Below are 21711 nucleotides of genomic sequence, written 5' to 3'. Positions count from 1 at the left end.
GGGGTCCGCCGTCTTAGCAATGCGTGCTCGTTGAACAGCGACGTCGATGGAGAAGATGTGGACAACCGGGAGGCATGATGCGTGCTAACGATGACTCCGTGAGCCGCAGGACTTCCGCAGTGTTCGTGAGCTATTCCCATGCGTCTGCGGAGGCCGCCGAGGCAGTGCGGGAGCTGGGGCGACTACTGGCACGTGAGTTGCCCAACGTCGAAGTCGGACAGATGTGGCGCGCGGTCTGGGCCGACGAGTCGGTCCTGGGCACGTTGCTGGAGATCGACGAGGGTTATGCAACGTTCGCACCGGTCACGGTTGACGTCACGTATGCCGATCCGTTCACCGCTGTGCTGGCCGCGGATGAGAACCCGCTTCCGGTGTCTGTCGCGGTGTTCGTTGCGCTTGCGACGCCAGTGCCGCTGTTCACCCTTCAAGCGTATTTGGGTGATGTCGGCCCACCGGTCCTATCCGACTGTCTAGACCTGTGGCAAGCAAGTCTCACCGGACAGGTCACCACCGTGAAACAGACTGTTGGAGGGCGCGCGGCCGACGATGTGGAGGCAAGACGCGAGTTCCAGAACCAGCTGTCGTTCCAGCTTGCCCGAATCGCTGTGGCGGAGCTCGACGACGAAGCAGAAACAGATGAACGTGTGTCGTTGCCCGACATGCTGCACAAGGCAAATTTGCCACCTTCACGACTGGCGCGGCTGCTGGATGTGGAGCTCGCTGATGCACGTGCAATCGCCAACGGGCATGCCCGGCTCACATTGGCGCAAGCTGAGCAGCTCGCCCCTGAGCTTGACGACATAGATCCACTTGAGCTGGTTCGCTCGGTCGGACCGCTGCCAGAGGGCCTGAGGCAGGTACTCAACAGCCCACGGCGTTTCAGCGTCGTCCGAAAGATTGCCGCTGAGCGGGACATCGACATGGTCAGTGCCGTACAGCTGTTGCCTTCCTTGCAAGCCGCACGTCGGCAGGATGTCGAACGCGACGATGTTGCGTTCTGGGAGGAGATTCTCGACAAGCTTGGCCGAGGAGATTGACCTTGCCGAAGAGCAGACATTCGTCCGATGCTGTCAGGCAGCTTGCATTCGAACTGTTGCAGCGACGGGAAACGATTGAACCCGGCTTGGCGGACAGCCTGCGTACGGACCTGTACGGCGCGATCGCCGGCCGCTCAGATGTGTTGCTGCAGCACGACAGCGTTCGCGCAAGCGCATCATCGTGCCCGATCGCTGCGGCGTACCTGCGTGACACGAAGCCGCCGCGGATTGTGCTCAATGAGACCGCCAGCCCTGGGCGTGAGCTCTTCAGCCTGGGACACGAGTTCGCGCACTTTCTCATTGACCACGACGGTGAGCTTGCAGACTTGCTTTGGAGCGACGCCGAACGCGCCGATCTGGAAGAGGACATCTGCAACGCGCTGGCCGCGCTGCTCCTCATCGGGGATGACGCGGTTGAGCGTGCTCTGGGCGGGGGCGGAGTCACAGCCGCCGCGGTGTTGCGTCTGTTCAGGACCACGGACGCGAGCCGCGAAGCCTGTGCGGTCGCGATGGCGCAGCAGTTGCTGACACCGGGCTACGTCGTCGTTGCAACGGTGGAGCTTGATGCGGACCTGACCGAGCACGTGGTGGCTCGCTTCACCGCGCGCGCCAACGGCACCTTGCCGATCCGGCGCAACACACCGCAACAAGGCACGATCCTCGCTGATGGTCTTCGCTGTGGACAGGCTCGTGGCGAAGACCAGCTGTGGTTTCCCTCGCGTGCGCGAACCGAGTCGCTGCATGGCGACGTCGTGGTGAGCGGGGGTTATGCCTTCGGTGTGTTCGTCACGGATAGCCCACCATGGGGCGGGCTCTCAGTTCGCCAGAACGTGCCGGCCGGATACGAGACCTCGTGGTGTGACAACTGCAGCGCCGACTTCTATCCGACTGGCGCGGCATGCAGCGTTTGCGACGATCACTTTTGCCCTACCTGTCGACGTTGCTCGTGCCAAGCAGCCGCCGCTCCGCACGCCAAGCTGTGTCTGGGGTGCTTCACCGAGAAGCCTGGGCACTCATTCGTCGGATCGATGTGTCGGGAATGCTCTGACTGATGCCCACGCCCCCTGCCAGGAAGTTCGGCGGGGGTTCGGCGCTTACGTACGTTGATGTGCTCAACGGACCTTGATTCCCGCCGTCAGCCGGTGAAGCGGCCAGTGTCCACGCCAAACTGTGAGTCTTTGCGCCAGTCGTTGATCCCTGTATCACTGCCGACACAGGCGACCGCGTTGGTCCACCTGGCTTGCAGGCCGTCGAGGAGGCGGTGTTCGACCTCGGCGGCGATGTGTGAGTAGACCTTCTGCATCTTGTCTTCGAGGGTGTGGCCGAGGCGGGCGGCTTGGGCGATTTCGGGGACTCCGTCGGCGATCATCCAGGTTTTGTGGCTGTGCCGCAGGCCGTGGAACGTCAGGCCGGGTTTGACGGGCTGGATCCACACGGGCGGGGCTTTGCGGTTGAGGTTGCCGTCGGCGGCGGGGCGCATGGCGCGGCGTCCGAAGTTGGAGCGGCGCAGGTATTCGCCCTCGGCGGAGATGAACGCGTGTGGATGGTCGTGGCTGTCGAGAAGGACGCGCAGCAGATCGATCAGGAACGGCGGGAGGGTGATCGTGCGGGCGGACTCGGCGGTCTTGGGTGGGCCGAGTTCGAAGTGGCCGTTGATCTCGTGCAGGGCGCCGATGTCGGGGTCGATCTCGAAGCATCCATCGTCGAGGTGGATGTTGGTGCGTTGCAGTCCGGTGAGCTCGCCCCACCGTGCTCCGGTCCACGCGGCCGTGGCGATGAGGACCGCGGCCCAGGGGCCAAGAAGGAGTGCCGCGTTGTCGGCGAGACGCAACGCTTCTTCGGGTGTGGCCCACATGCGCTCGCGCATCTTGGTGCGCTGGCGCCTGCCGCGTCGTCGGGGTCGTATGGGGTTGGCGGCAATGAGTTTTTCGTCGGCGGCGTCGGCGAGGAGCATCGACAGGATCTTCATCATCGTCTGCACGGTGGCGGCGGCGTAACCGGATGCTCGGACCTTCTTGGCCCACGCGGCCACCGCTATCCCTGTGATGCCCGAGAGCGAGGTCTCGCCCCAGCGGGGCAGGATGTGGTTGTTGAGCAGGCTGCGGTACTGGGTCTCGGTGTTGCGGGAGACGTCGAGTGCGTCGAGCCAGTCGACGGTCCACTCCGCGAGGGACAGTTTCCCGGCAGCGGGGTCGATCCAGGTGCCACGGCGTTGGTCGGACTCCATGGTGTCGGCGTGGTCGTCGGCCGCCGTCTTGGTGGGGAATCCGGAGATGGAGCCGAGTGTTCCGTCGTCTTTCCAGTAGCGGACGCGCCAGCCTTTTCCATGCTTCTCTGCCCAGGCCATCGGTTTCCTCCCGTCGATCGATTTGACGGGCATATGGACGCATTGTGTACGCAAGAGGGCAAGCGCTTCCGTGCTTGCCCTCAAGACGCTGATCAGCGGGAACGAGGTCGTCCTCGTGCGGGGCGCACGGCCTGCGCACCACCTTCGGCGATGCCTCTGAGGTCTGCGAGCGAGAACCGCAGATGCTTGCCGACGAACGTGCACGGTATTGCGCGGCGACCCGCTTTGCGGCGTAGCCAGCTCTCCTTCACGGACAACATTTCCGCGGCCTGCGCCGGCGTGTACAGCATGGTGGCGAGGTCCTCACGGAATGAAGCCGGAGTACCCGGCGACTCGGTCCTGACGATGCGACCGCTCATGTCCCTTCACCTCGACCCGTGACGGTCCAGGTTGCATCCATGACATCGGGAGTAGCCGGATCGGTCACCAACGCAGCGTCTGCGGCTTCTGCTTTCTGAGGGAGCAGACTGCCGCGGCCTGACCGCAGCTCGCTGCGTGACGCTCGCCTGGTTCTGCGACGATCAGCGCTATGGCCGTCCCGGACACCCACCTGCGTCAGATCGCTCGCTGGTGCGAGCAGCGCATCCCGGCACACGCACTGCATCAGGTGCGTGTCGAGTACGCCGTGCGCGGATCGAACGTGACGATCCTGGAAGTCCGAGCGCCGTGGCGAGAAGACTTCGGACCCGAGTGGAGTCGACGGCCGATCGCCCAGCTGCGCCACGATGGCACCCGCTGGCGGTTGTACTGGCCCGATCGCAACACCCGCTGGCACCTGCTGCCGGACGTGCCCGCGCAGACCTCGCCCGCCGCACTGCTGGATGTGATCGACGAGCCCAACCGCGCGTTCTGGTGACCGACCTCGCGAACCAACCGCGACAGTGAGGCATGGCAACGCCGCGGTGACGGTGTCCACAGTGGGCTCTGAGTCCCAGTCGGCGGCGCGTAGGTCGCCCAGATCTGGGACGCCCGGCATACGGATATCGAGCAGCATGGCGACGTGCGGGTCGTTGTCGGCACACCATGCGATCCGGCCGCGGCCAGACGCGGTCGACGATGCCGGTGTAGCCGCGGCGTGCGGCGGCGTCACGTCGTCCGCCGGTACGATGCTGGGCACACGTCTGTGTCCGTAGTGGACTGGCTATGCGCCCTCGCGGGCCTCAAACCGGTCCGGAACACCACCACATCCTCGTGCGCGATCAGGTGTAGCGGGAGTCCGGCGCGGCGTTGTTTGGCGATGAAGTCGCGTTGGAAGAAGCTGCCGCGCGGGACGAGGTCGTGGTCGGCGACGCGGGCGAGCAGGGCGACGCAGCGTTCGACCGGGATGAGTCCGGCGTGTTCACCGCAGGCGAGGATCTGGGAGGGCAGGTCGATGAGCTCGGCGTGTTCGCGCCAGGGGCGGATGGTGATGGCGATGTGTCCGCCGGGTCGGAGGTAGGCGGCGCAGCCGGTGAGGATGCGGGTGAACCCGGCGAGCAGGCGGTGGTGGCCGATGTTGGCGAGGTTGCCGCGGTCGAGGGTGTTGCCGTAGAGGTGGTGGTACTTGTGCACCCCGCCGTCGCCGGTGACGACCTGGCCGTGGGTGGACGGCCCGTACGGGGGTGAGGTGACCACGAGCGCGGCTTGCCCGAGGTAATGCTTCGGTAGCACCGCCGACAGGTGCCGGGCGTCGCCGTCGAACACGCGTCCCTCGGTCTGCACGCCGGCATTGCGGGCGAGCTCGAGGTTGGCTTCGGTGACGCCAACCCAGTGCGGTTCGTACTCGACGCCGACGGCGTGGCGGCCGAGGTGCACGGCTTCGACAAGGGTGGTGCCGATGCCGCACATCGGATCGAGCACGAGGTCGCCGGGCTGGGTGTAGTGGGTAATGGCGTGCCGGGCGACTTCGGGCAGCATCTTGGCGGGATGCGCGGTCGACTCAGGTGTGTAGCGGCCCTTGCGCTGGGTGGCTGGAGAGGTCTGCGCGGTCGCCCATACCGACAACGTGGAACGGGTCTCGGTGGTGTGATTCATCGGATGATCCCGTTCTCGCGGACGGCGGCGGCGATGGACAAGGGCAGTGGTTCGTGATCACGCGGCTGTGCAAAGACGAGCACGTCCGAGTGAGCCATCCGGTGCGGCGTGGGTAGGTCGCGGACGGTGGCGTGATGCTGTTCCCGTTCGGCGCGATCGATCTCGACCGGGTTCGCGGTGAGGGTGAAGTCACCGTCGCGAACGGGGGCGTGGACGGCGACGATGTGCTGGAGGTAGAGCAGGTCGGCGGCCTGTGCAGCGGCCACGATCGGCCCGCTCGGGTCGACCAGCCGCCCGCCGGTGCGGTGACTGTGGGTGAGCACGGCGAGGACGCAGCCGGTGCGCAGCAGACGCGCCGCGAGCAGTGCGACGTGATCACGAAGACCGTCGACGAGTCGCTCGGGCGGCAGGTTGGCGATGACCAGATCCGCGGTCGCGGCCGTGTCTGTCTCCGGCCGGTCGCACAGTTCCGGCGGCGGCTCGGTGGTGTGGTCCGGACTCGGTTGGGGATCGCCGACGAGGTCGGCCCAGAACGGTGTCGAGCCATGCCTCGCCGCCGCTGCATCGGGATCGATGTGAATCACGTGGGTGTCGCGGCCGAGCGTGCGGACGGCATCGGTGGCGGTGGCGAGTGCGCGGTCGTCGTCGGTCTGTGGCCGGGCCACCGGCACCGGGCAGGCCAACCCGGCAGCGTCGGGCGGGGCGGTGGTCGTGAGGAGCACGACGCGTGCGCCGGGAGCGGTGAACGAGGTGACGACCTTCTTCACGACCGGTGTCGGCCAGATCGCGGCAGGGTCGGTGGGCGGGTGCCCGCACACCCAGACGGTGGCCGGGGTCGGAGGCCCGCTGCGGCGCGCGGTGGCGGTGCTGCCGCGGCGTCGGGTGGCGGGGCGGGTGGGTGACTGCGGCTCGCGCCGGGTGTCTCGGCTGGGCGGTCCGGTCCGGGATGCGCGGGTCCGGGTGTCGGTGTCGGGTCGGTGGTCTCGTGGGGCCATGGGGTCCTCCGCAGCCGTGAGGTCGATGAATCCGTGCGGCACCTCTCAACTGCGCGAAAAGGACCCGTTTTCGGACACGCCCGTCCTGAACTTTTTCCTGAGGCGTGAAACCCCGCTGTGGGGCCAGGATTCCACGTACGTAAGCAGCCGAGCGTGTCCTCGCACGCCGCGGGCATTGGTGGTCAACGACGAGCGGAAGAAATTTTTCAATGAAATTCGGAAGAGGTGTTCATCGGCGTGCGACCGGCCGGACTGGCGGCTACTACACGCCTACTATCGATCTACTACGGAGGTCGGATAACCGCAGCTAGAGCGCATTACTTCGACGGTTGCCCTGTTTGGGTCGCGCGATCCCGCGGACTGGCCGCCGGTGCGGAGTTTTGGATTCTTTGTGATCTTTGAAGTTCTCGCGTAGTTGCGCGGTAGTAGTTTGGTGGTAATTCTGTAGTAGCTGCCGTGGCTTCCTTGGCGTGTTCGTATCAACGCGCAAGGGAGCGTGTGTCATGGCTGACTACTTCACAGGTGGCGAGCGGGAGGAATCGTCGGGCGGGTCGGTGTTCGACGTCGCCTCGCGGGCATTCTGGTTGCTGGTGTCAGGCCCGAATCCGATCTCGGTCGACGGGCGGTTGTTCGACGGTTTCCCGGACCGGCCGGTGCCGCTGCACGAGGTGCGACAGCGGCTGCTGACGGCCCGCCGCACGGCTGCGGTGCGGGATCAGGTGTGGGCGCATGTGGTCGAGCGGGCGCGTGCCGAGCGGGGTGCGTGGACGGTCGGCTGCGTCGGCTTGGCGCTGCCGGGGTTGATCACCGCGGCGGCTCGGCTGGTCGGCCCGTACGCCGGCGACCCGGCCGACGTGTACGCCGCGATGCTCGCGGGATTCCTCGACGAGCTCGCCCGGATCGACACCGGCCGACCGTGGATCATGCAGCGGCTGCAGGCCGCCGCCCGCGCCGCCGGGAAGCGGCTGATCCGCGAGGAACTGGACCGGCCCGCCCCGATCGATGAGCAGTTCCGCTCCGAGCCGCCACCCGAACCCTGGGGACATCCCGATCTCGTGCTCGCCCGCGCGGTGGCCGACGGCGTCATCACCGCGCAGCAGGCCGACATGATCGGCGCGACCAGGCTCGAGGAGATCTCCGCCCGCGACTACGCCGCCGCGCACGGGATCAACTACCACACCTTGCTGCGAGCGCGGCTGCGCGCCGAACGCAAGCTCGTCGCCTACCTCACCGGCGCCACCGACGAGCACGACTCAACCGCTCACGATGCCGAACTCGTCGACTGCGTGGCTGCGCGGATGGCCTTCACCCGCAATACGCGAGTCAGCGCGCCATCACGCCCAGTGACTGGTCGTGGGTCGGGCCGGCCAAAGAAAAGTCGCCGTCGCGTGTCCGAAAACGGGTCCTGTGAACGCAGTTGAGAGGTGCGGGACACCACTGCCACCCGCGTCACCACAGGCCCGTTCCGGAGGTGCCCGATGCGCGTCATCCCACACCGCACACCACGTCGCCAACGCCCTCATCACGGTCGCTCGGACTCATCCGGCACTGCTGTCGCACCGGAGCCGCGGCGTGGAGTCGTGGCCTGCGGTCACGACTCGCCGGACCGCGCACAGCACGGCATCGCCGAGCACACACCTCGGAGGACTCACCGGGGTCGGCAGATGGTGCTGGCGGCCGAATTGGTTGTGGTGGCATTGCTCGCCACGTCGTCAGCAGCCCGCGCGCAGACCGTCCAGGTGGTCGCGCTGGCGCAGACGCTCGACGAGGTCCTGACCAACATCCGCAACTGGCTGATGGGAATTCTGGCGGCCCTGGCGACGGTGTTCTTCACCATCGGCGGGGTCCGCCGGATCTTCGGCGCGGGTGATCCGGGGGAACAGGAGAAGTCCAAGGACTGCTTCAAGGCCGCCGCCTGGGGTTACGGCCTGGCCGCGCTCGCGCCGCTGATCGTGGCGGTGCTCAAGGGCATTGTGGGTGCGTAGCCGATGCCCGCGCACAGGTCCGGTCACACGGTGCCCACCTCCGTCGCCTCGGCCCGTTCGGCGGCTTCCGCACCCCAGGGGCGGAGGCGTGGTGTATCGCGACGGCTGGTGGTGTGGCTGCTGCTGGCCGGGCTCGTGGTGGTGCTCGGCGGCCTGGCTGCGGTCGCGGTGGCGCAGCCGAATCCGGTCGTGCCGCCGAGGCCCACCGGCACCGCGCAGCCCAGCGGTACGGCGGACCAAGTACCACCGGACCCGTGCCGTACAGGTGCACCGGGGCAGCCGCTGCCACCGCAGTGCATCCCACAACCCACCACCAGCACGGTCACCGCACCACCGGTCACCACACCGTCGGCGCCGCCGAGCCCGGCCAGTGGCGACTGCGGCATCACCGATGTCGAGGCCTGCATCGCGGACGGCATCACGAACTTCTTCTGGGCGTTGGTCGTCGGGGCTCTGAACTCGTTGCTGCGCTTGGTCGGCGAGACGCTGCTGACCACTCCGACGCTGGAGCAACTGCCACGGGTGGGGGAGTTGTGGGAGTCCTCTCGCGGCATCGCGGTGGCCTGCTACGTGCTGCTGGTCATGGTGGCCGGGATCGTGCTGATGACGTACGAGACCCTGCAGACCCGCAGCGCGCTTCGCGAGACCGTGCCGCGTATCGCGGCCGGGTTCCTGGCGTCGAACCTGTCGCTGTTCTTGGCGGCCAAGGCGATCGAGATCGCCAACGCCCTGTCGTATGCGTTGGTCGCGCAGGGCGTGGATCCCAGTGGTGCGGCACAGACGCTGTCGGCGTTGTTCACGCACACGGTAATGAACTCGGTCAGCAGCGGCGGGGTCTTCGGCGTGTTGCTGTCGCTGGGCATCGTCGTGCTGCTCGTCGCGTTGGTCGGCACCTATGTGGTGCGGGTCGCGCTGACTGTGGTGCTGCTGGCGGGGGCGCCGCTGTTGCTGGCGGGCCATGGCTTGTCGTACACCGACGGGATTGCCCGCTGGTGGTGGCGTGCGTTCTTCGGAGTGCTGGGCATCCAGCTCGGCCAGTCGCTGGCGCTGATCACGGCGTTGCGGGTGTTCTTCGCCGAGGGTGGCTTCACCATCTTCGGGCCGACGCCGGACGGCATCGTGAACCTGATAGTCACCGGCGCGCTGCTGTGGATCCTGGTCAAGATCCCGAGTTGGGTTATGCACCACATCCAGCTCGGCGGTGGGCGCCGGTCGCTGCTCGGGTCGTTGCTGCGGGCGTTCGTCATGTACAAGACGTTCGGTCTGTTGCGCGGCGGAGCAGGCTCAAGCGCGCTTGCCGGCTCCGCGGCGAGCCGAGCCGGTAGCGGGAACAGTGCGGCAGATCCGTACGCACGCACCCGTGTGGACGGCAGCGGCCAGTACTTGTTGCCACTGACCGGCTTGCGTCGTCAGCGTCGCCAGAAGTCCAGCGTCCCAAGCCCTGGAGTGTCACCGAGCGTGGCGACATCGGGCAGGCGTAGTACTCAGCTGACGCTGCCTCTGAACGATGGCTGGCCGGAGAACCGGCCTGTCCTGGGACGCGACGGCCAGTATCGGCTGCCGCTCGCGGTACAGCGCACCGCCAAGACCACGCCTCCGTCCCATGTGGATACGCCGACTTCGGCGAGGCCCGCGGGCCGTCAGCTCGAGCTGCCGTTCGACCCGTTCAAAGGCAATCGGCCGCTGCGCAACGGGCAGTACCCGCTGCCGCTGGACGTCCAACGCACATCCCGCTCGCCGGTTCCACCGCCCCCACCGCAACCGGTTGCGCGGCGACGCGCGCCGCGCCAGCCGGAGCTGCCATTCGATCCGTACCAGGGCAACCGCCCGTTGCGCAGCGGTCAGTACCCGTTGCCGCTGGACGTCCGGCGCACATCGCGTCCACCCGTCGACCGGCCCACACCACCGCCAGCGCCACGGCCCACGGGATCGCAGCTGCAGTTGCCCTTGGACCTGCCCGCCGCCGGTGCTCGCCGTGGCGGTCGTGGCCCCAGTCAGGGAGGTTCTCGATGACCGTGCACATTCCCGCCGATGTCGACCGGCCGGACCGGGTGCTGGCCGGGCTGACCGCCCGCCAGCTCACCCTGCTCGCCACCGCCGGGGCACTGCTGTACGTCAGCTGGACTCTCACACGGAGCTTTCTGCCGTGGCCTGTGTTCCTCGCCCTGGCCGTCCCGGTCGGTGTGCTGGCGGTGGTCCTGACGTTCGGCCAGCGCGACGGGATGCCGCTGGATGTCGTGCTGCTCGCCGCCATCCGCCACGTTCTCACCCCGCGGCATCGGGTCGCCGCGCCGGACGGTGTGCAGGCTGCGCCGCAGTGGCTTTTGGACCGCGCCACCGACAACTCCGCGGAGCGGGTCGCGCCGCTGCGACTGCCCACCGAGGGCGTGGATACAGCCGGCGTGGTGGACCTCGGCACGGAGGGCCTGGCCGTGATGGCCTCCTGCTCGACCATCAACTTCGCTTTGCGCACACCGGCCGAGCAGGAGGCCCTGGTCGCGGGATTCGCCCGCTACCTGCACTCGCTCACCGCCCCGGTGCAGGTGCTCGTGCGCACCGAACACCTCGACCTGTCCACACAGATCGCCGAGCTCCGCGATCGGGCCGCAGGCCTGCCGCACCCCGCGCTGGAGGCAGCCGCGCTCGAGCACGCCGACTACCTCGCCCAGCTCGGCGAGCAGACCGACCTGCTGCGCCGCGAGCTCCTGCTGATCCTGCGCGAACCCCTGCCCACCACTCCAACGCACCCGTCGTGGCTGCCGTCCCGACACCGGCCGAGCACGTCCGCCGCCCGCCGTGCAGCGGAATCCCGGCTCGTGCGACGCCTGCACGAAGCCACCGAGCTACTGGGCCCGGCAGGGATCGCGCTCACCCCACTGGACGCAGCCCGCACCACCAGCGTGCTGGTCGCCGCGTGCAACCCCGACACCCTGCTGCCGCCCGCCGCTCTCATCGCCTCCAGTGACGAGGTCATCACCACCGCACAGGACTGGTCTGACGAGGACGAGGAGTGACCGGCATGGGCACACAGGCGTTCACCCCGGACTCGATCAGCGTCGGCACCCGGCACCTGCGGGTAGGCGGCGACTGGGTCACCAGCTTCGCCGTCACCGGCTACCCGCGTGAGGTCCATCCTGGCTGGCTCACCCCGCTGCTCGGTCATCCCGGAAGGCTGGACATTTCGCTGCACGTCGAGCCGGTCGACCCGGTCACCGCCGCGAATCGACTGCGCAAACAGCTTGCCCGGTTGGAGTCGACACGGCGACACACCGCCGAGCACGACCGGCTGGCCGACCCGCACGTCGACGCCGCCGCCCAGGACGCCCACGAGCTGTCCGCCCGCGTGGCCCGCGGCGAAGGCAAGTTGTTCCGGCTCGGCCTGTACCTGACCGTGCACGCCGACACCGAACAAGCCTTGGCCGATGAGACCGCGGCGGTCCGCGCGTTGGCGGCTTCGCTGCTGATGGATGCCAAGTACGTCAGCTACCGCGCCTTGCAGGGTTGGGTCACCACCCTGCCACTCGGGCTCGACCCGATCGGCATGACGCGGGTGTTCGACACCAGCGCACTCGCTGCGGCGTACCCGTTCACCTCACCCGACCTGCCACCACTCAACCCCACGGATACCGGTGCGCCGGGCGGCGTGTTGTATGGCTACAACCTTGCCTCGCAACGGCTGGTCCATCACGACCGGTTCGCGCTGCCCAACCACAACGCCGTGGTGCTCGGGCGTTCCGGAGCGGGAAAGAGCTACCTGCTCAAACTCGAACTGCTCCGCTCGCTGTACCGGGGCATCACAGTGCACGTGATCGACCCGGAGGACGAGTACGCCCGCCTCGCCCACTCCGTCGGCGGCACCTACCTCCATCTCGGTGCTCCCGGTGTCCGCCTCAACCCGCTCGACCTGCCGGTCCACACTCGACCCGACGGGCGGCGCACCGCACCGAAGGATGCCTTGGTGCGGCGCAGTCTGTACTTGCACACCGTGCTCGCCGTGCTGTTCGGTGCCGAGCTGACCGCGGACGAACGCGCGGTGCTGGACCGGGCCATCACCACGACCTATCAGCAGGCCGGGATCACCTCCGACCCGCGCACCTGGACCCGGCCCGCGCCGTTGTTGAAGGACTTGCGCGACACGCTCGCCGCAGGGCGGCACACCACTCTCGCCGCTCGGCTGCACCCGTTCGTCGACGGCGCGTTCCGCACTTTGTTTGACGGCCCCACCACCGTGGTGCCCGACGGGCATCTCGTGGTGTTCAGCCTGCGTGATCTGCCCGAGGAACTGAAAGGCATCGGCACGCTGCTCACTTTGGACTCGGTGTGGCGGCGGGTGGCGAACCCGGCGATCCGGCAACGGCATCTCGTCGTGGTGGACGAGGCGTGGCTGCTGATGCGGCAGCAGGCCGGAGCCGAGTTCCTGGCGCGGATGGCCAAGACGTTCCGCAAGCACTGGGCCGGCCTCACCGTCGCCACCCAAGACACCGCCGACGTACTCGCCAGCGATCTCGGCAGGACGATCGTCTCGAACGCGGCGACTCAGATCCTGCTCCGTCAGGCGCCCCAGGCCATCGACGACATCGTTCGCGAGTTCGCCATCTCTGCTGGCGAACGCCAGTTCCTGCTGTCTGCGGAGCCGGGATCCGCGCTCTTGTCGGTCGGACCACACCGGGCGGCGTTCCAGACCGTGGCTTCACCGGCCGAGCACCTTCTCGCCACGTCCTCACCCGCCGAGCTCGTCGACTGTCTCGACGGCGACGTGGATCGCACCTATCTCGACCTCGGCCCCACAGCGAGCCCGGACACCGACGACACATCGATCGATCTCGAAGACGCCTGAAGCACCAGCACTTTCCCACGGAGGTGCGGCATGCCCGCGTTCGGTTCGGCCGCGACGGCGGCGAGTTCCCCGTCCATCCCGTCCGCGGTCGCGCAGGCCGGTGGGTGGCTCGAGGACTACCTGCGTGACCCCGCCGGTGCACTGCGCGCCGTGCTCACCCGGCTGGTCGCCTGGGCCACGACCTACGGGCCGGTCACCGTTCCGTTGTTGGCCATTGTGCTCGTCGCGGTGGTAGCTGGACGGTGCTGGTGGCAACGACGTTGTCACCAGCGGTGGGTCACCGACGCCCGCACCATCACCGTGCTCGCACCGCCCTCCGTCGATCCGGCGGGCGGGGAAGCCTTGTGGGCGCAGCTGGTCGGGTTGCTGCGCCCGGCCTGGGCACGCCTGCTTACCGGTCAACCGCACCTGGGTTTGGAGTACTGCTTCAGCGAGGCAGGTGTCGCGATCCGGCTGTGGGTGCCCGGCACCGTGCCGCCCGGCCTGGTGGAACGCGCGATCGAAGCCGCCTGGCCCGGCGCGCACACCCACACCAGCCCCGCTACCCCACCACTCCCACCTGAACCGGGACTACGGCATGTCAGCACGGGCGGGCAGTTGCGGCTGGCCCGCCCTGAGAGCCTGCCCATCCGCACCGACTTCGACACCGACCCACTCCGAGCCCTGCTCGCAGCCCCGGTCGGACTTGGCCGCGACGAACACGCCTGCGTGCAGATCCTGGCCCGCCCGGTCACCGGCCGCCGCCTCGCCCGCGCCCGCCACGCCGCACGCCGCATCCACACCGGCCACTCCACCCGCGTGGTCGGGCAGCTGCTCGACTGGATCACACCCGGCATGCACACCAGACGACCGGCACACAGGACAGCGCACCTGGATCCGCAGTCCTCCTTGGACTACTCCGCGCAGAACCGTGCCATCGTGGCGAAGCAACGCGGCTCCCACTACGAGACGATCATCCGCTACGCCGTCACCACCACCCTGCCCACGAATACCACCGACGACGAGGTGCGGCAGGCACGGGAGATCGTGCGCGGCCGGGCACACGCGCTGGCCACGGCGTTCGCCACGTTCACCGAACACAACCACTACACCCGCCGCCGCGTTCGCCGACCCGTCGACGTGCTGGCCGGCCGTCGCCTGCACACCGGAGATCTGCTGTCCGTGCGGGAGCTCGCCGCGCTGGCGCACCTGCCGATCGATGACGCCACTCCTGGCGTGCAGCGCGCCGGAGCCAGGGCCATCGCACCACCACCCGGCATCCCGGTGCCCGGCCCGCAGGCCAAACCGCTCGGTGTCACCGATACCGGGCACCGCCGTCCGGTCGCCCTGCACGTGCCGGATGCCCGTCAGCACCTGCACGTACTCGGTGCCACCGGCTCCGGCAAGTCCACCCTGCTCGCCACCATGATCCTCGCCGACATCGAAGCAGGCCGCGGCCTGGTCGTGATCGACCCCAAAGGCGACCTCGTCACCGATGTACTGGTCCGCCTGCCCCACTCGGCCGCAGACCGGGTGGTGCTGTTCGACGCTGACGACCGCCACCGCCCGCCGTGCCTGAACCCGTTGGACGGCGGCGAAACCGACGTCACCGTGGACAATCTCGTCAGCGTCTTCCGCCGCGTCTACAGTGCCTTCTGGGGACCGCGCACCGACGACCTGCTCCGCGCCGCCTGCCTCACCCTGCGCGCCCAGCCGGGCACCGCCTCACTGGCCGATCTCCCCGCGCTGCTGTCCGAACCGGCGTTCCGGGACCGGGTGACCTCGAACGTCACCGATCGGATCCTGCGCGGCTTCTGGGACTGGTACGAGGACTTGACCGACGCGCAACGCTCCCAGGTCGTCAGCCCGCTGATGAACAAACTCCGCGCGTTCCTACTGCGCCCATTCGTCCGCGACGCCATCGCCGCCGGACCTTCCACAGTGGACATGGCCGAGGTGCTCGACGGCGGCATCTGCCTCGTTCGCATCCCGAAAGGCTCACTCGGTGAGGAGACCACCCGCCTGGTCGGCTCACTCGTGGTCGCCCGCACCTGGCAAGCCGCGACCGCCCGCGCCCGCATCCCGCAACGCCAACGCAAAGACGCCGCCCTGCTGATCGACGAGTGTCACAACTATCTCAACCTGCCTTATCCCATTGAGGACATGCTCGCCGAAGCCCGCGGGTTCCGGCTGTCCATGGTGCTCGCGCATCAGCACCTCGGCCAGCTGCCCCGCGAACTACGCGAAGGCATCAGCACCAATGCCCGCTCGAAGATCTACTTCACCGCGAGCCCCGAAGACGCCCGCGAGCTGTCCCGTCACACCGCGCCCCGGCTGGGCGAACACGACCTGGCCCACCTCGGCGCCTTCCACGCCGCCGCCCGCCTTGTCCTGCACGGCGAACAAGCACCGCCCTTCACCCTTCAGACCGATCCGCTCCCCGCTGCCACACCCGGACGAGCGCGCGAGATCCGCCGCGCCGCCCGAAGCCGTACCGCCCGGCCGCCAGCCGACACCGCATCTGTCGTGACCACAGAGGACACCCAGCCCGGCGATCCCCGCCGTGCCGGATACTGACCTGGAGGCAGTTCCGTGATTACCAATCCGGTGAAACAGCGGCAGTTGCGCGGCCACCGCGCTGCTCGCCCGAGCCCGCGCACGGTCACGAACGTGGATCACCAGGCCCAGCTCGCCTGGCGGCTCACCCCGCGCGACCGGTGGATCATCCGCATGCTGCACGAACACCGCGTACTCACCACGACCCAGGTCAGCGATCTCGCCTTCACCGCACCTCGCCTGGCACGGCAACGGCTTCGCGAGCTCTATCAGTACGCGGTGGTGGACCGCTTCCAGCCGTTCGTCACTCTTGGCACCGCACCGATGCACTACGTCCTCGCGCCCGCCGGCGCTGCCGTGCTCGCTGCCGAGGACGGGCTGGAGGTCAAGGACCTCGGTTACCGGCAGCACCGCGCGTTCGGCATCGCGCACAGCCTCACCCTCGCGCACACCGTCGGTGTCGGTGACTGGTTCACCGCCCTGGTCGCCCGCGCCCGGCACAACCCGGACGACGCCCTGACCGCCTGGTGGTCCGAGGTTCGCTGCGGTCGCCTGTTCGGTGACCTGGTCAAGCCTGACGCCTACGGGCGCTGGCGACACCACGATCGAGAGATCGAGTTCTTCCTCGAGTACGACTTCGGCACCGAGGTGCTCTCCACGGTCGCGGCCAAGCTGCATGGCTATGCTCGCCTGGCTGCCGCCACCGGTATCACCACCCCGCTGCTGGTGTGGCTGCCCACCAGTCACCGCGAGGCCGCCGCGCGCCGCCTGCTGGCCCGTGCCTGGCGCGACCTCGACCACCCGCACCAGGTCCCGGTCGCCACCGCTACCGCAGAACTCCTCGACCCCGGCACACCGAATCCCAGCCCAGCAGACCCCGTGTGGCTTTCCCTGGACACCACCAGCGTCCAGCCGGCCCGCCACACCCTGCACGAACTCCCGGACGTGTGGCCCCATCTGCAACGCACGACGGCCACCACACCCGGCCTCAACCCCGTGACGGACCACGGCATCCGGCGGACGCTCCTGCCCGCGGTGAGCCCGATGCCACCGGCGCCCAGCAGCCCGCCACGCCGTTCCGCGCGTGAGCCGTGATGCTCGCCAAAGCCGCAGTCGCCACGTTCGCCGGTGCTGCCCTGGTGATGCTTCTCGTCGCCGCGACGGTGCAAGGCCTGTTCGGTTCCCTGCTCGGCAGCAACGGGAACCTGGTGAACTGCGACGGGCCCGTCGCCGACATCCCGCCGGGCTACTGCCGCCTCTACGTTCGCGCCAGCGGCGAATGCCCCGGCTTGGACTGGAGCGTCCTGGCCGCCATCGGCAAGATCGAAAGCGACCATGGGCGGCTCAACGCCCCCGGCGTCACGAGCGGGGAGAACTTCGCCGGTGCCGGTGGGCCGATGCAGTTCCTGGCGCCCACCTTCGCCGCAGTGACCTCCCGGCACACCATCCCGCCCGGCGGCCAGATCCCGCCGTCGCGCTACGACCCGCACGACGCCATCTACGCAGCCGCCTACTACCTGTGCGACTCCGGCGCCCGTGACGGCAAAGACCTCTACCGTGCGATCTTCACCTACAACCGCGCCGACTGGTACGTTCGCAAGGTCCTCGATCAAGCGACTCACTACGCGCAGGCAGGGGCGAGCGGTGCGGCAGCCTGCGTCGCGCAGCAACCGTCCGCACAACCAGTGATCGCTCCCGTTGTGGCAGCTGTGCGATTCGCCTGTGGTGAACTCGGCAAGCCCTACGTCTGGGGTGGCGACGGGGACGCCGAGGGCGGATGGGACTGTTCCGGACTGACAATGGCGGCGTATGCCGCCGCAGGCATCCGCATCCCGCGAGTCGCGCAAGACCAGTACAACGCCGGCCCTGTCGTGCCCGCCGGAACGCCACTGCGAGCGGGCGATCTGGTGTTCTACGGCGCCGGCACGGCGAGCATCACCCACGTCGGGATCGCCATCTCGCCAACCCACATGGTCAACGCACCCGAACCCGGCACTGTCGTGCGCATCGACCCCGTGGGTAGCTACCTCGCCGCAACACGACCCGCGACTTCCAACGCATCCTGAGTTGGTGTTTCCAAGTGGTCATGGCCTCCTCGAGGCCGCCGGGCTTCCAGGAACGGCCCAATCCCCGCTCGGGGGTAATCCGAGAGCCCTCCAGTGCCGATGCACTGTCATGCACTATGAACCGATCAGGTGTGCTACGTGCGGGTGTGTGGCCATCGGCAAGGATGAAGGTGTGCGCGCTGGTTCTGAAGAACACAAGGCGATGCGCGCCGAGATCGACCAGCGTCGGAAGCGCATGCGGGCCGAAGGCAAGGACCCTGACAAGATCGGGCAGCACTTTGATGGCGAGTGTGCAGCGAACGAGCATGACTTCGAGCCGATCTCCTGGCTGTTGATGTTGCAGGTCAAACGCGTCAGCGAATCGGTCGGCAGGTGGCCGACACTCGACGAACTCACAGCATCGGCGCTGAAGATGATCGACGCGACGCCGCCAGAGGTCAGAGCCCGCGGTTATGTTGTGGTGGCGTCTTCCCACGATCAGTCTGGGTGAGATCGGGATCGCCGCCGGATCCGCCTACGTCGCCTTGGTCGTGGGGGCAGCCCACGGTTGGGCAATAAGTACCCCCACACCCAAGAAGTCCAGCCACGTGCCAACTTCGTGCACGCATTCGATAATCCACAGGGTCTTTGCGTGGTCGTGGGTTCCGACACGGAGCCGTTGCGAATGATCATGTCGTCAGCGCGCTTATGACAGCAGCTCTTGGCTGGCACCGTCCGACGTGGGTGATTCAGGTGGCTGCTGCGCGTGTGACAGGGCGGCACGGTTGCGGTGCTCGTCCCGGAGCTCGGCCAGCGTGCGGTTGTCGCGGACGCGTCGCCACGTTCGCCAGCCTTCGGTCACGCTTCCGTGACTGGCTGCTGCCACCGCCGCTGCCGGCGAGGGATGGCAGCTGCCGTCGTCCAGCCGGAGCTGACCGTCCGTGAGCACCTGCGCCGTGTGCACGATGCCCTTGCGGGGCTGAGCAAAACGCAACTCGTCCCCGGCGCGCAGTGTGCCGTCTGACACCATGCCGAGCAGATGCGGCTCGCGTCGGTAGGGAAAGCGCGGGGGTGGGGCCTGCCGGATCTCGGACAGCGGCACGCCGTCACGGGCGCGGCACCAGTAGTGCCAGCCGTTCTGGTGCCGGTAGCCGAGCGCGGTGAGCGCACCGGAGGGACGGGCGAACCAGCGGCCATCGGGCAACTGAAGACCGCCGTCGATCACGTGCGCTTCATAGCGGACTCCCGTACCGGGACGCGCGCAGACCAGCTTCTCGCCGTCACGGAGCTTGCCCGCGGCCACCAGTTCGCGCAACGCGCCGAACCGGCCGTTGGCGGCTGCCGGTGCGGGCGACTTGATCACAGGGCTCGTATCGCACACCATGAGCCGGGTGACGGTGGCGGCGATGCGCTGTGGCCACTCGGCATCCATCCCGGTCCATGTTCCCGCCAGCGCCCACTGGTCTTCCCGCGCGATCAGAACATCGACATCGGTGAACGTGGGACTATCGGCGGGCGCGGTGGCTCCGTGTCGCAGCCGCACTACGATGTCACCGTCATGAACGCGGGCGTCGGGTTGTGCGGCCAGAGGAAGGGCGGCAAACAGCGCGAGCTGTCCGCCGTCGATGGCGGTGTCCGCGGCGATCACTTGTAGGCCCCACACGTCAGCAGGTAGTCGTGGCGCGGCGGAATGGCCGTCAGCAACGATCACCACGGTCTCAGCGGGCAAAGCCTCGCGTGCGCGGACGGCGATCGCGTCGAATGAGCCGGCGCCCGGTGGCGATGGAGTGAGGGCGTCACCGGTCGACATGACTGTGCCGGACGTGCCGGCGGCAAGAGAGTGGAACTCTACGGCGTTGTCGGTGGTGGACATGATTATTGTCCCCCTTCAGGTTTCCGGTCGCTATCGATGTCCGTGGATATCCGGCTGGTGCCGGGATGTCGACGCGAGTGGTTACGTCGGCGGGTTCGACCGGGTAAGCACGCTCGGGTTTCGCGACCTTGCCTGCGCGGTCTGGTTAGGCAGGGCGACAAGCGTCCTGCGCGCCCTGGTTGTTAGCGGTTGTCATACGGTCTGCACCATTGCGCCGACGAGGGTGGCTGCTGCCGTGTCACCACACTTCACGTGGACGTGCTGCAGGAACCGGGCGTGGCCGGGCTGGTCAAGGTCGACCTCGTTGTAGTGGCTGGCCAGGCCGAACACCTGCGCGGCGAGGTGAGCGGCGATCCCAGTGATGGCGTCGCTGATGTCGGTGTCGCAGGTGACGGTGACGCGCAGCACCGGTTGGTCCCCGGCGTTGTCGGCGGTGACGCTGAACTCGGCGTCGGCGGGCAGCAAGCCGTCGTACTGGATGTTGCGAAGGTTCTTGACCAGCCGGGCCGCGATGTCGTCGACGGTCAGGTCGGCGGTATCGGCGTGGTGTTCTCCGGTCAGGCGGCCGCGAGTCGCGGTGGCGGTGTCGGTGGTCATTGCGTAGCTCCTTCGTGAGGGGCGCGGCACAATCTTCTTGCCACGCAAGCGGATGGTTACCGATGTTGGGTTCCGTTCGGCATGTCCATCCACGCTCGATACGCCGGGGCGTGTCAAGCGGTGTGCCGCAAGGGACCGGATTGGGTTAACCGAACCGCCCCGGGCTTCGACAGTCCTAACAAGACAGACGTCCTTGTTCAAATCCAGCTTGACTTCTGGCTGCCGACAAAGCGTCCATAGTCGTGTAGCCCGAACCACCGGATGCGCACCGGCGGGCTACATGCCCCAGGGGCATGACCACCCCACGCACGCTTCACGACAAGAGGACGGTTGTCATGCCGAGGAAGAACAACAACGCGCGGCTGCGCACCCCGCTGCACGTCGTGCCCGACGCTGGCACCACGGCGGGGCGTCAGCACACGGCGGCGGAGGACAAACTGTGGCGGGCCCTGCACTCCCACCCCGGATCCACCGCTGCAGAGCTGGCCGATCAGGCTGCGATTGGTCGCTCTACCGCAGGAAAGATCCTTGCCGCCTGGGCAACCGACGGCAGCGCGACCCGGATGCCGGGCATTGCACAGGGCGGCCGACGTGCCGCCGACACCTGGACTATCAGCGCGCTTGAAACCGGGGACGAGTCCGTTGACGACGACGGTAAGCCGGGTGAGCCCGAACCTGTTCCGCACATCGCCGCGGTGGTCGCTCCGGAACCGGCGAAGCCCGCAGCCGACGACCCCGGTGCAATCGGCATCGAGCCACCGGAGTTGTCCACTGTAGACGCTGCGAGCGGAGGGACTCCGGAAGCGGAGTCCGCTGGTGGCCCGGGCAAGGCGGCGCGGCTGGGCAAGGGGGCGCTGCGGGGCATGGTCGAAGACTTCCTCGCAGAGCACGCCAGCGAGTCGTTCAGCCCTGGCGCGATCGCCAAGGTGCTGAGCCGGTCGTCCGGTGCGGTGGCCAACGCGGTGGACAAGCTGGTCGCCGACGGCTACGCGGTGAAGGTCCAGGACGCGCCCAAGCGCTACACCGCCAAGTCCGCGAACTGACCAGTGTGAGGGCGGTGGAGGGTGTTCCGGCCGGGGCGACCCTGGCCGGAACACGGCCTCGTCACGCCGGACCGGAGACGTCGGTCGCGAAGCCGCCAGGCTCCAGACCAGAATTTTGTGTTGGTATTCCGGAAAAGCTGGGAGTGTTCGTCATGTACGTGACCGATCCGCCCTGCCCGAACTGCGGGCACCACGGGGTGAACCTGACTCGCCGCCTGCAGGTCACCGGCCCCGCGATCCTCGCCGGGGCGAGCGTCAAGATGTCCGCGACCGAGAAGTACGTGTGGCGGTGCGGTGAGTGCGGCGGCTACGGCACCGCGCACCTGCCGCCGGACTTCGTGTATCGGGAGGACGACACCGAGCCGGCAACCGGTACACCGCCCCCGACAGAGGACACCCGGTGA

At 68.0% G+C, this 21711-nt stretch carries 20 protein-coding genes; 14 read left to right on the top strand and 6 right to left on the bottom strand.

All coding sequences use genetic code 11. The features are described from left to right. Positions 1 to 98: 98 nt before the first annotated feature. Complete coding sequence (locus tag ACRSBM_RS28255) at positions 99 to 1037, top strand: hypothetical protein (protein ID WP_434447726.1); 939 nt, start codon at positions 99 to 101, stop codon at positions 1035 to 1037. A 2-nt stretch (positions 1038 to 1039) separates the two neighbouring features. Then, a complete protein-coding gene (locus ACRSBM_RS28250) occupies positions 1040 to 2089 on the top strand; it encodes an ImmA/IrrE family metallo-endopeptidase (protein ID WP_434447724.1) in 1050 nt (349 codons plus the stop codon). A gap of 83 nt (positions 2090 to 2172) precedes the next feature. Here the strand turns inward: ACRSBM_RS28250 and ACRSBM_RS28245 are convergent, their stop codons facing one another. Beyond that, positions 2173 to 3417: a tyrosine-type recombinase/integrase gene (locus tag ACRSBM_RS28245; protein ID WP_434447723.1), complete on the bottom strand. Its 1245-nt coding sequence runs from the start codon at positions 3415 to 3417 to the stop codon at positions 2173 to 2175. 59 nt (positions 3418 to 3476) lie between these two features. Next, positions 3477 to 3743 carry a helix-turn-helix domain-containing protein gene (locus tag ACRSBM_RS28240; protein ID WP_434447721.1) on the bottom strand — a complete coding sequence of 89 codons (267 nt, stop codon included), beginning with the start codon at positions 3741 to 3743 and terminating at the stop codon, positions 3477 to 3479. A 170-nt stretch (positions 3744 to 3913) separates the two neighbouring features. Here ACRSBM_RS28240 and ACRSBM_RS28235 point away from each other — a divergent pair, with 170 nt between their 5' ends. After that, on the top strand, positions 3914 to 4240 hold the full coding sequence (locus tag ACRSBM_RS28235) for a DUF3024 domain-containing protein (RefSeq protein WP_434447719.1): 327 nt from the start codon (positions 3914 to 3916) through the stop codon (positions 4238 to 4240). A gap of 230 nt (positions 4241 to 4470) precedes the next feature. Here ACRSBM_RS28235 and ACRSBM_RS28230 read toward each other — a convergent pair whose 3' ends face one another. Together ACRSBM_RS28230 and ACRSBM_RS28225 are read right to left on the bottom strand one after the other, a co-directional pair. Continuing rightward, positions 4471 to 5397, bottom strand: a complete 927-nt coding sequence (locus tag ACRSBM_RS28230; RefSeq protein ID WP_434447717.1) for a TRM11 family SAM-dependent methyltransferase — start codon at positions 5395 to 5397, stop codon at positions 4471 to 4473. Further along, positions 5394 to 6392: a hypothetical protein gene (locus tag ACRSBM_RS28225; protein ID WP_434447715.1), complete on the bottom strand. Its 999-nt coding sequence runs from the start codon at positions 6390 to 6392 to the stop codon at positions 5394 to 5396. Before ACRSBM_RS28225 ends, ACRSBM_RS28230 begins: the two co-directional genes overlap by 4 nt. 554 nt (positions 6393 to 6946) lie before the next feature. Here ACRSBM_RS28225 and ACRSBM_RS28220 point away from each other — a divergent pair. From ACRSBM_RS28220 to ACRSBM_RS28180, 9 genes are all read left to right on the top strand, one after another. Next, positions 6947 to 7813: a hypothetical protein gene (locus ACRSBM_RS28220; RefSeq protein WP_434447713.1), complete on the top strand. Its 867-nt coding sequence runs from the start codon at positions 6947 to 6949 to the stop codon at positions 7811 to 7813. A 243-nt stretch (positions 7814 to 8056) separates the two neighbouring features. After that, entirely contained in the window at positions 8057 to 8377 is a 321-nt protein-coding gene (locus tag ACRSBM_RS28215; RefSeq protein WP_434447711.1) for a pilin, read from the top strand. Between the two features lie 108 nt (positions 8378 to 8485). Beyond that, the gene (locus ACRSBM_RS28210; protein ID WP_434447710.1) at positions 8486 to 10390 is read left to right on the top strand and encodes a hypothetical protein; all 1905 of its coding nucleotides are present in this window, start codon (positions 8486 to 8488) and stop codon (positions 10388 to 10390) included. Next, entirely contained in the window at positions 10387 to 11391 is a 1005-nt protein-coding gene (locus tag ACRSBM_RS28205) for a PrgI family protein (RefSeq protein ID WP_434447708.1), read from the top strand. The genes ACRSBM_RS28210 and ACRSBM_RS28205 overlap by 4 nt, the downstream gene beginning before the upstream one ends. Before the next feature lie 5 nt (positions 11392 to 11396). Next, entirely contained in the window at positions 11397 to 13214 is a 1818-nt protein-coding gene (locus tag ACRSBM_RS28200) for a VirB4 family type IV secretion system protein (RefSeq protein WP_434447706.1), read from the top strand. A gap of 30 nt (positions 13215 to 13244) precedes the next feature. Next, positions 13245 to 15770, top strand: a complete 2526-nt coding sequence (locus ACRSBM_RS28195) for a type IV secretory system conjugative DNA transfer family protein (protein ID WP_434447704.1) — start codon at positions 13245 to 13247, stop codon at positions 15768 to 15770. Between the two features lie 15 nt (positions 15771 to 15785). Beyond that, entirely contained in the window at positions 15786 to 16844 is a 1059-nt protein-coding gene (locus ACRSBM_RS28190; protein ID WP_434447702.1) for a replication-relaxation family protein, read from the top strand. After that, positions 16844 to 17815 (top strand): NlpC/P60 family protein, encoded by a 972-nt coding sequence (locus tag ACRSBM_RS28185; RefSeq protein WP_434447700.1) that lies wholly within the window; start codon positions 16844 to 16846, stop codon positions 17813 to 17815. The genes ACRSBM_RS28190 and ACRSBM_RS28185 overlap by 1 nt, the downstream gene beginning before the upstream one ends. Before the next feature lie 148 nt (positions 17816 to 17963). Next, on the top strand, positions 17964 to 18305 hold the full coding sequence (locus ACRSBM_RS28180; RefSeq protein ID WP_434447698.1) for a hypothetical protein: 342 nt from the start codon (positions 17964 to 17966) through the stop codon (positions 18303 to 18305). A gap of 195 nt (positions 18306 to 18500) precedes the next feature. Here the strand turns inward: ACRSBM_RS28180 and ACRSBM_RS28175 are convergent, their stop codons facing one another. Both ACRSBM_RS28175 and ACRSBM_RS28170 read right to left on the bottom strand, forming a co-directional pair. Then, positions 18501 to 19667 carry a hypothetical protein gene (locus ACRSBM_RS28175; RefSeq protein WP_434447696.1) on the bottom strand — a complete coding sequence of 389 codons (1167 nt, stop codon included), beginning with the start codon at positions 19665 to 19667 and terminating at the stop codon, positions 18501 to 18503. Positions 19668 to 19859: 192 nt separating this feature from the next. After that, positions 19860 to 20264 carry a hypothetical protein gene (locus ACRSBM_RS28170; RefSeq protein WP_434447694.1) on the bottom strand — a complete coding sequence of 135 codons (405 nt, stop codon included), beginning with the start codon at positions 20262 to 20264 and terminating at the stop codon, positions 19860 to 19862. A 335-nt stretch (positions 20265 to 20599) separates the two neighbouring features. Here ACRSBM_RS28170 and ACRSBM_RS28165 point away from each other — a divergent pair, with 335 nt between their 5' ends. After that, a complete protein-coding gene (locus tag ACRSBM_RS28165; RefSeq protein ID WP_434447692.1) occupies positions 20600 to 21307 on the top strand; it encodes a MarR family transcriptional regulator in 708 nt (235 codons plus the stop codon). Positions 21308 to 21459: 152 nt separating this feature from the next. Further along, positions 21460 to 21711 (top strand): hypothetical protein, encoded by a 252-nt coding sequence (locus ACRSBM_RS28160; protein ID WP_434447690.1) that lies wholly within the window; start codon positions 21460 to 21462, stop codon positions 21709 to 21711.

The organism is Lentzea xerophila (genome assembly GCF_051094245.1).
In the GTDB taxonomy this organism is placed as follows: Bacteria; Actinomycetota; Actinomycetes; order Mycobacteriales; family Pseudonocardiaceae; genus Lentzea; species Lentzea xerophila.
Note: the sequence above shows the minus strand (reverse complement) of the source record. Positions and strands in the feature narration are given on the sequence as shown.

Excerpts from the sequence above, each read along its gene's own strand:
- ACRSBM_RS28200 (WP_434447706.1), top strand. The coding sequence starts at position 11,397 with ATGGGCACACAGGCGTTCACCCCGGACTCGATCAGCGTCGGCACCCGG.
- ACRSBM_RS28185 (WP_434447700.1), top strand. The coding sequence starts at position 16,844 with ATGCTCGCCAAAGCCGCAGTCGCCACGTTCGCCGGTGCTGCCCTGGTG.
- ACRSBM_RS28205 (WP_434447708.1), top strand. The coding sequence starts at position 10,387 with ATGACCGTGCACATTCCCGCCGATGTCGACCGGCCGGACCGGGTGCTG.
- ACRSBM_RS28240 (WP_434447721.1), bottom strand. The coding sequence starts at position 3,743 with ATGAGCGGTCGCATCGTCAGGACCGAGTCGCCGGGTACTCCGGCTTCA.
- ACRSBM_RS28175 (WP_434447696.1), bottom strand. The coding sequence starts at position 19,667 with ATGTCCACCACCGACAACGCCGTAGAGTTCCACTCTCTTGCCGCCGGC.
- ACRSBM_RS28165 (WP_434447692.1), top strand. The coding sequence starts at position 20,600 with ATGCCGAGGAAGAACAACAACGCGCGGCTGCGCACCCCGCTGCACGTC.
- ACRSBM_RS28230 (WP_434447717.1), bottom strand. The coding sequence starts at position 5,397 with ATGAATCACACCACCGAGACCCGTTCCACGTTGTCGGTATGGGCGACC.
- ACRSBM_RS28195 (WP_434447704.1), top strand. The coding sequence starts at position 13,245 with ATGCCCGCGTTCGGTTCGGCCGCGACGGCGGCGAGTTCCCCGTCCATC.
- ACRSBM_RS28225 (WP_434447715.1), bottom strand. The coding sequence starts at position 6,392 with ATGGCCCCACGAGACCACCGACCCGACACCGACACCCGGACCCGCGCA.
- ACRSBM_RS28170 (WP_434447694.1), bottom strand. The coding sequence starts at position 20,264 with ATGACCACCGACACCGCCACCGCGACTCGCGGCCGCCTGACCGGAGAA.
- ACRSBM_RS28160 (WP_434447690.1), top strand. The coding sequence starts at position 21,460 with ATGTACGTGACCGATCCGCCCTGCCCGAACTGCGGGCACCACGGGGTG.
- ACRSBM_RS28245 (WP_434447723.1), bottom strand. The coding sequence starts at position 3,417 with ATGCCCGTCAAATCGATCGACGGGAGGAAACCGATGGCCTGGGCAGAG.
- ACRSBM_RS28235 (WP_434447719.1), top strand. The coding sequence starts at position 3,914 with ATGGCCGTCCCGGACACCCACCTGCGTCAGATCGCTCGCTGGTGCGAG.
- ACRSBM_RS28215 (WP_434447711.1), top strand. The coding sequence starts at position 8,057 with ATGGTGCTGGCGGCCGAATTGGTTGTGGTGGCATTGCTCGCCACGTCG.